A 7,286-nucleotide genomic window follows, 5' to 3' on the forward strand; every position below is an offset into this window, starting at 1 on the left:
GCCGCCCGGCAGCCGCTGGGACGCCAGGCGCAGCCGGAGGAGGTGGCGCGGGTGGTGGTGTTTCTGGCCTCCGGGGGAGGGTCGTTCATGACCGGCTCGGTGGTGACGGTGGACGGCGGCTGCACGGCGACGTTTAACCACAGGTAGCGGGCAACCACGGATAGCGGGCAACCACGAGTAGTGGACAACCACGGCTGACACGTCACCTGATACGGTAGTCGAGCCTCATACCAGATTAAACTGATCCCACGTCATCCGGCGACCCCTCACATAAAATTGCAAGGGTTTGATTTTCGGAATGTACAGTTTAAACCACCGGCTTCAGCCGGTCAGCCCGTATTAAGCGTGTGGGCTTCGAACTGTACCGCCAGAAACTTGTTCACCGCGTTGTTCGATCTTCGAACCCACCGGCTGAAGCCGGTGATAGTTCAGTGGAAGGGGGTTTGATAGGGGGTTGTTGTCATCACTCGCCGCCTCGTACCCCTTCATGGTGGCGACCTTCTCCGGTCCCATTCTGGCTCGCAACTCGCCCAGGGTCCGCACGTAGCTGGCGATGCTGGACACAATCAGGCCCTTCAGGTGAGACTGATTCTCAAGGGCATATTCCATGCCCAGCATCCCAGCCCAGGAATTGCCGAACAGGTAAAACCGCTCCAGACCCAGGGCGCGGCGAACCTGCTCGACTTCACCCCGAAAGGGTTCGACGTTCCAGAGAGAAACGTCGCCCGGCTGGTCGGAAAAGTAGGAGCCGAGCTGGTCGTAATCGCAAAAGGTGTACTCGTCAGGAGACAGGTGCTCGAAGCACTCGTGGGTGCAGCCGGGGCCGCCGTGCAAAAGCAGCACGGGCCCGTGCCCGATCTTGCGGGTATCGACGTGATAGCCGCCGCCGAACTAAGTATGTCCTTGCTGACATTTCGGGATTCCGCTTCTTGGGCAGAACGGACGCGCCTGGGCACGCCTGCCCGCGTCTTGGGCACAGCGGCACCTGTCGGGTGTCTGCACCTATCGGGCGTCCTGGCGAGAGCGGCACTTACCTCGCCTCGCCGTCTGCCCGCAAACAGCGCTCCATCCCTCTTCTTCGGAGCTCTGCGAGTCCACGCCTGCCCGCTCTGCTCGGTAAAGCTTGACAAGGAGATACTTAGATCCGCTGAACGCCTGCCTCGGTTGCCTGGGTCACACGGTGCTCCAGACATCGTAGAAAGACGAAACACATGGATTGACGGAAACAGGCGGCCCGCCGCACCTGAAGGGGGAATGGAGAGTCACGCAACTCTACAGCATCGTCCACCTGTGTTCATCTTCTCCGCACATCGGCGAAAAATGGAAGAGTGTGGTGCGACCCAGAACGACGGCACGCCGTGCCAGGACGACGGCGGGATAAGCCGCGCTGGGCGCGTCGGTCTGTCGGTGGCCGGAGCACACGAGCGGACCAGGCGCCTCTGGCTGGGCCTGGGCCTGATGTGTTTCCTGAAGATGATTTTCGGCAGCAACGTCCAGCCGGAAAACCTCACCAACCCTCGGTATTGCCTCCGGGCGTTGCCTGAGATTCCGAAGTGCTCCACCGTGGCCAGCAGCGGCGCCAGCATCAAGGTCGCCGCGACCGATCACGTGGTCGTGAGAGCCGAGCCCAGGCCAGTGGAAGAGGCGCGGCTGATGCCCGACCTCTGAAATCGGCGCGAAGCTGCCGGGCAGACGGGTGGCGACGGTGGCGACCACTCCGGACCGATGCGCCGGGTGAAGGCCGGGGGCAGTGACATTGCTTCACATCAAAGGGTTGGCTATGGTAAAGGCAACGTGAAGCACGACCATGAGCACGCGGGAGTCACGGTTCGTCCGGTGAAATGTACTGTTCGGGGTCCATCAGTGGAGTCACCTTCATTTCCGCGTTTCAAAAGGACCACATGAGTGCTGAAAATCTGAACGCCGCCGCGTCGTCTGCCCCGCAGGGCATCGAGGTCCGGTCCATCGACTACGTGCCGCTGCGGGAACGGCATGGTCGGGTGTCGCAGCTCGGTCCGCTGTGGTTCATGAGCAACGCCCAGATCGCCACCCTGGCCGTCGGGCTGATCAGCGTCACCACCGGCGGCAACCTGGTGTGGTCGCTCGTCTCCATCGTGCTCGGCGTGCTGCTGGGCACGCTGTTCATGGCGGCGCACTCGGCGCAGGGGCCGCAACTGGGGCTGCCGCAGATGATTCAGTCGCGGCCCCAGTTCGGTTACGTCGGGGCGTTGCTGGTGTGGCTGTTCGCGTATCTCCAGTACGCCGGTTTCAACATCTTCAACACCGTGCTGGCTGGGCAGGCCGCCTCGGTGGGCGTGCATGCCGGGTCGCCCAGGATGTGGTTCTGGGTCATCACCGTCATCGCCGTGGCCGTGGCGGTGTTCGGCTACGACCTGATCCACCGCTTCGAGCGTTACCTGACCTACGCCACCGTGGCCGCGCTGGCGCTGCTGACCCTGGCCGCCGCGCTGAAGTTGACCCTGCCCGCAGACGCCTGGAACCTCGGTCAGTTCCGCTGGGTGCCGTTCCTGGCGCAGCTCGGCGTGGCGGCGGGCTACCAGATCTCCTGGGCCATCTACGTGTCCGACTACTCACGCTACCTGCCGCCTTCAGTCACGGTGCGCGGCACCTTCCGGGTGACCTACTGGGGCAGCGCGGCGGGCGGCATCTGGATGATGGCCCTGGGCACCTTCATCGCGGCGTCGGCGGGCAAGAACTTCGACACCGTGGGCTCGCTCAAAGACGCCGCCGACAGGCTGTTTGCTGGCGCGGGCAGCGTCACCTCCATCATCTTTGCGCTGGGCCTGGCCTCGGTGATGGCCATCAACATGTACGGCGGCTCGCTGACCCTGATCTCGTCCATCGACTCGCTGCGCCGGGTGCGGCCCACCCTGAGCCTGCGGGTCGTCACGGTGCTGCTCACCGCCGCACTGTCGCTGGTTGCCGCCTACGCCGCCTCGGCCAACTTTCTGACCAACTTCAACAACTTCCTGCTGCTGGTGCTGTACTTCTTCATTCCCTGGACCGCCGTCAACCTGACCGACTACTTCCTGGTGCGGCGCGGGCACTACGCGATTCTGGAGATCTTCAAGCCGCTGGGCATCTACGGAACCTGGGGCTGGCCCGGCATCGTCAGCTACCTGCTGGGCTTCGCGGCCATGATCCCGTTCTTCTCGGTCGGCACGCTGTTTACGGGGGCCGTCGCCAGTCGTCTGGGCGGGGCCGACATCTCGCTGTTCGTCGGGCTGCCGGTGTCGGCGCTGCTGTACTGGGCACTGACCCGCAACATCGACGTGGCGGGCGAGCGGCGGCTGGCCGAGCAGCAGGCCGCCGAACTGGAAACGGGCAGGCTGGACGCAGGACAGGTCACCTGACGCATGAAGACCTGTCCCGACCTGCCAGCGGTCAACCCGGCGTCCCCCGTGACTATGATGGCGCGACTACGATGGCGCGACTACGATGGCGTGACTACGATGGCGTGACTATGATGGTGCCTATGATGGCGCACAGATGACGATGGCGCTCAGATGACCAACGACGATCAGCCCCCTGCCGATCAAGCCGCCGCCGATCCGCCCCAAAACGTCGGCCCGCTGGACGCCAGCGTCACGCCGCGCTACGCGGGCATCGCCACCTTCGCCCGGCTGCCCCGGCTGGAAGACGTGCCGCGCGCCGACATCGCGGTGGTGGGCGTGCCCTTCGACAGCGGCGTGAGTTACCGGCCAGGGGCACGCTTCGGCCCCGCCCACGTGCGCGAGGCCTCGCGGCTGCTGCGTCCGTACAACCCGGCCCAGGATGTCGAGCCGTTCTTCCAGCAGCAGGTCGCCGACGCCGGAGACATCGCGGCCAACCCCTTCGACATCTTGGGGGCTGTGGGGCAGATCGAGGCGGCGGCGCGGGCACTCCAGCAGGGCGGGACGCGCCTGCTGACCATCGGCGGCGACCACACCATCGCGCTGCCGCTGCTGCGGGCGGTGGCCGCGATTCACGGCCCGGTGGCGGTCCTGCACTTCGACGCCCACCTCGACACCTGGGATACCTACTTCGGCGCGCCCGTCACGCACGGCACGCCGTTTCGCCGCGCCTCGGAAGAAGGCCTGATCGACCTGACCGCCAGCCTGCACGTCGGCATTCGCGGCCCGCTGTACTCGCGCAGCGACCTGCGCGACGACGCCCGGCTAGGCTTCGCGGTCATCTCCTGTCAGGAACTGGAACTCGAGGGTCTGCCCCGCGCGGTGGAGCGGATGTTAGCCCGGCTGGGCAACCGCCCGGTGTACCTGTCGGTGGACATCGACGTGCTCGACCCGGCCCACGCCCCCGGCACCGGCACCCCGGAGGCGGGCGGCATGACCAGCCGGGAGCTGCTGACCATGCTGCGGGCGCTCAGGGGGGTGAACATCGTGGGGGCCGACGTGGTGGAGGTCGCGCCCGCCTACGACCACGCCCAGAACACCGCCGTCGCCGCCGCGCACGTGGCCTACGAGATCATCTCGGCCATGACCCCGGATCTGCCGCCGGATTCGCCCGCAGCCACGCCGATCTAAGCCGCAGCACCCTGAACCCACCGCCTGAGGAGATGACCCATGCCTGATCTGATCTGCGCGACATGCCCAGCATCTGTACACTCGGCACCGCTGCCCGGACATGAAATCGTGCCGAGCGGTGCCGCCGGAATGTTCGGCTATGTCTGACTCTGCCAGCCCCGCTTCAGGCGTCACCTCACCGATCAAAGTCGCCTGCTGTCAGGTCACACTCGCCGTCGGCGACGTGGCGGGCAACCGGGCGCGGGTGAAGGCGGCCATTCTGAATGCTGCCGCCGCCGGGGCGCAGGTGGTGGTGGTGCCGGAGCTGGCGAATACCGGGTACATGTTCGCCGACCTGGCCGAGTTGCAAAGGCACGCCGAGCCGCTAGGCGGCCCCACAGTGCGGGAGTGGACTGACCTGACGAGTGCCCACGGCCTGATCATCGTCGGCGGGCTGGCCGAGGCGGGCGCGGACGGGCGGGTCTACAACGCCGCCGTGATGATCGACCCCAGTGGCCTCCGGGCCAGTTACCGCAAGGCGCACCTGTGGGACAACGAGAACAACAACCTATTCACGCCGGGCACGGCGGCCCCGCCCGTGGTCGAGACGGCCCTGGGGCGCATTGGCATGATGATCTGCTACGACCTCGAATTTCCGGAGTGGGTGCGGACAGCGGCTCTGGCAGGAACTGATCTGCTGTGCGCTCCGGTCAATTGGCCGCTGTTCCCCAGGCCCGCCGGAGAGCGCCCCAGCGAGGTGGTCAAGGTGCAGGCGGGGGCCAGCGTCAACCGGATGTTCATCGCGGTGGCAGACCGCTGCGGGCAGGAACGCGGCCAGGACTGGCTCGGTGGCAGCGTGATCGTAGACGCCGACGGCTATCCGCAGACTACCCTAGGGCTTGGGCGGGAGGGAATGCACGTGGCCACGCTCAACCTCTCCGACGCCCGCAACAAGCACGTCAGCGCCCGCAACCATGTGCACACCGACCGCCGAACTGAGCTGTATTCAACGCCCGAACCGGACTGAACTGAAATTGCAAGGGTTTGGTGGAGGAGGAGTTCAGTCTGTTCCAGTGATTTTCGAATTAGGCCGGTGTGCGCTGCCCCAGGCTGGAGTGGCGCCGAAAGCGGTTGTAAAACACTTCAACCCACTCAAAGATGATCTCACGCGTCTGGGCGCGGGTTCCCTGGATCGTGTGAAGGTCGAGTTCAAGTTTGAGAGTCGAGAAAAAGCTCTCCACCCTTGCGTTGTCCCAGCATTCTCCTTTGCGGCTCATACTCTGGAGCGCCTCCCGGCGCTCCAAAGCCTGTCGGTATTCGCTACTGGTGTACTGAACCCCCGTCTTGGGCAGAGCGGCACCCGTATGGGAGGAGTGGCACCCCCATGGGGAGGAATGGCATCCTCATGGGTGTCCGCTCATGACGACAGTCCGTTCACGACGATGGGCCTGCCCACTGGTCAGAGTGGTGAAGCAGCCCTGCACCTGGTCGGCGATTGGTACTGGCCATGTCGAGCGCGGCGACGACCAGCTCGGTATGCAGCGTGTCCCGCATCGCCCAGCCGACGATTTTTCTGGAAAACAGATCCATGACGGCAGCGAGGTACATCCAGCCTTCTGACACCGGCAGGTAGGTGATGTCGGTCACCCATTTCTGGTTGGGTCGCTGGGCGGTGAAGTCGCGGTTCAGCACATTTTCGGCGACGGCATGACGGTGCTTCGAGTTGGTCGTTGTGCGGAATTTCCGCTTGCAGCGCACCTTCAGCCCTGCCTTGCCCATCAAACGGGTGATGCGTGTGCGGCTGACGGTCATCCCCTGGTCAGCGAGCTTTGCCTTGATTCGGGGGGCACCGTAGGTGCCCCGACTCCCCTGGTGCGCTGCGGTGATCTGGTCAGTGAGGCGCTGGTCCTCTTGGCGATGCTTGCTTTCGGGCCTTCTTCGCCACGCAAAATAGCTGCTGATGCTGATTTCAAGCGTCTGGCACATCAATTGAATGGAAAATTCATGACGGTGCTGCTCGATGAAGCTGTAGATCAGTTCTCTTTGGCGAAGAAGCGGGCAGGCCCATCGTCGTGAACGGACTGTCGTCATGAGCGGACACCCATGAGGATGCCATTCCTCCCCATGGGGGTGCCACTCCTCCCATACAGGTGCCGTTCTGCCCAAGACAGGCCAGCGCTTTTTTCAGGATGTCGCGCTCCTGGCGGGTCACTTCGAGTTCGCGTTCGAGTCTTTTCAATCGTGCTTCCGGCTCACTCAACGCGGCGACGCCGCGCCCGGTGTGCGTTGGGCGGCCAGCCGCCCGCTGCTGCTCCTGAGGTGCCTTCCAGCGCACCACCAGGTGCGGTGCCAGGCCCAGATCGCGGGCGACCTCGGCGCAACTTTTGCCACTGCTGGCGACGAGCTGTACGGCTTCTGTCTTAAATTCGGCGGTGTATCGCGGGTTCGTTGTGGGCACGTCAGTCTCCAGTGTCGCTCAGACTGAACTCCTCCACTAAACCCTAGCAAGATCACTGCAAGATGTCAGATGACTGACATCTTGCAGTTTGCAAAAAGGTTGTCCAGTACGGGTTTGCACCTCAATATGAGGGTATGAACGCAAAAGAATCCCGTGCTGGACAACTTTATTCTGACATCCTCGACACCTTCACGCGCAAGCAGCATCTGGACAGTGTCCAGGTGCTGCTGTGTCTGTTCCTGGCGGCGCGGGGACAGCCTTACCCGGCGGCTTGCACGACCAAATCACCAGCCGCGATCAGTCGG

General features: G+C 64.3%; 8 protein-coding genes and 1 pseudogene. 5 read left to right on the forward strand and 4 right to left on the reverse strand.

The features are described from left to right. A partial coding sequence (locus tag Q0R23_RS02495) for an SDR family oxidoreductase (protein WP_293910039.1) occupies positions 1–147 on the forward strand: 147 nt, incomplete at its 5' end. A gap of 192 nt (positions 148–339) precedes the next feature. Here the strand turns inward: Q0R23_RS02495 and Q0R23_RS02500 are convergent. Beyond that, positions 340–843 carry an alpha/beta fold hydrolase gene (locus tag Q0R23_RS02500; RefSeq protein WP_293910025.1) on the reverse strand — a complete coding sequence of 168 codons (504 nt, stop codon included), beginning with the start codon at positions 841–843 and terminating at the stop codon, positions 340–342. Between the two features lie 477 nt (positions 844–1,320). Between Q0R23_RS02500 and Q0R23_RS02505 the strand changes: the two genes are divergently transcribed. The 4 genes from Q0R23_RS02505 (at position 1,321) to Q0R23_RS02520 (ending at position 5,550) form a co-directional block, all read left to right on the forward strand. Further along, positions 1,321–1,668 (forward strand): hypothetical protein, encoded by a 348-nt coding sequence (locus Q0R23_RS02505; protein WP_293910027.1) that lies wholly within the window; start codon positions 1,321–1,323, stop codon positions 1,666–1,668. Positions 1,669–1,901: 233 nt separating this feature from the next. After that, on the forward strand, positions 1,902–3,374 hold the full coding sequence (locus Q0R23_RS02510) for a cytosine permease (protein ID WP_293910029.1): 1,473 nt from the start codon (positions 1,902–1,904) through the stop codon (positions 3,372–3,374). Positions 3,375–3,527: 153 nt separating this feature from the next. Continuing rightward, complete coding sequence (speB, locus tag Q0R23_RS02515) at positions 3,528–4,544, forward strand: agmatinase (protein WP_293910031.1); 1,017 nt, start codon at positions 3,528–3,530, stop codon at positions 4,542–4,544. Between the two features lie 139 nt (positions 4,545–4,683). Further along, a complete protein-coding gene (locus tag Q0R23_RS02520) occupies positions 4,684–5,550 on the forward strand; it encodes a nitrilase-related carbon-nitrogen hydrolase (RefSeq protein WP_293910033.1) in 867 nt (288 codons plus the stop codon). A gap of 58 nt (positions 5,551–5,608) precedes the next feature. Here Q0R23_RS02520 and Q0R23_RS02525 read toward each other — a convergent pair. The 3 genes and pseudogenes from Q0R23_RS02525 to Q0R23_RS02535 all read right to left on the reverse strand — a co-directional run. Next, a pseudogene (locus Q0R23_RS02525) lies at positions 5,609–5,803 on the reverse strand (integrase core domain-containing protein); the annotation flags it as partial. Positions 5,804–5,957: 154 nt separating this feature from the next. Then, positions 5,958–6,614, reverse strand: a complete 657-nt coding sequence (locus Q0R23_RS02530; RefSeq protein WP_293910035.1) for an IS3 family transposase — start codon at positions 6,612–6,614, stop codon at positions 5,958–5,960. Then, complete coding sequence (locus tag Q0R23_RS02535) at positions 6,526–6,981, reverse strand: transposase (protein ID WP_293910037.1); 456 nt, start codon at positions 6,979–6,981, stop codon at positions 6,526–6,528. The genes Q0R23_RS02530 and Q0R23_RS02535 overlap by 89 nt, the downstream gene beginning before the upstream one ends. Between the last annotated feature and the right edge of the window lie 305 nt (positions 6,982–7,286).

This window comes from Deinococcus sp. (assembly GCF_025362455.1).
In the GTDB taxonomy this organism is placed as follows: Bacteria; Deinococcota; Deinococci; order Deinococcales; family Deinococcaceae; genus Deinococcus.

Bases quoted from the DNA above. Each gene is read 5' to 3' on its own strand.
- Q0R23_RS02530 (WP_293910035.1), bottom strand. From the start codon at position 6,614: ATGACGACAGTCCGTTCACGACGATGGGCCTGCCCGCTTCTTCGCCAA.
- Q0R23_RS02520 (WP_293910033.1), top strand. From the start codon at position 4,684: ATGTCTGACTCTGCCAGCCCCGCTTCAGGCGTCACCTCACCGATCAAA.
- speB (WP_293910031.1), top strand. From the start codon at position 3,528: ATGACCAACGACGATCAGCCCCCTGCCGATCAAGCCGCCGCCGATCCG.
- Q0R23_RS02510 (WP_293910029.1), top strand. From the start codon at position 1,902: ATGAGTGCTGAAAATCTGAACGCCGCCGCGTCGTCTGCCCCGCAGGGC.
- Q0R23_RS02505 (WP_293910027.1), top strand. From the start codon at position 1,321: ATGGAAGAGTGTGGTGCGACCCAGAACGACGGCACGCCGTGCCAGGAC.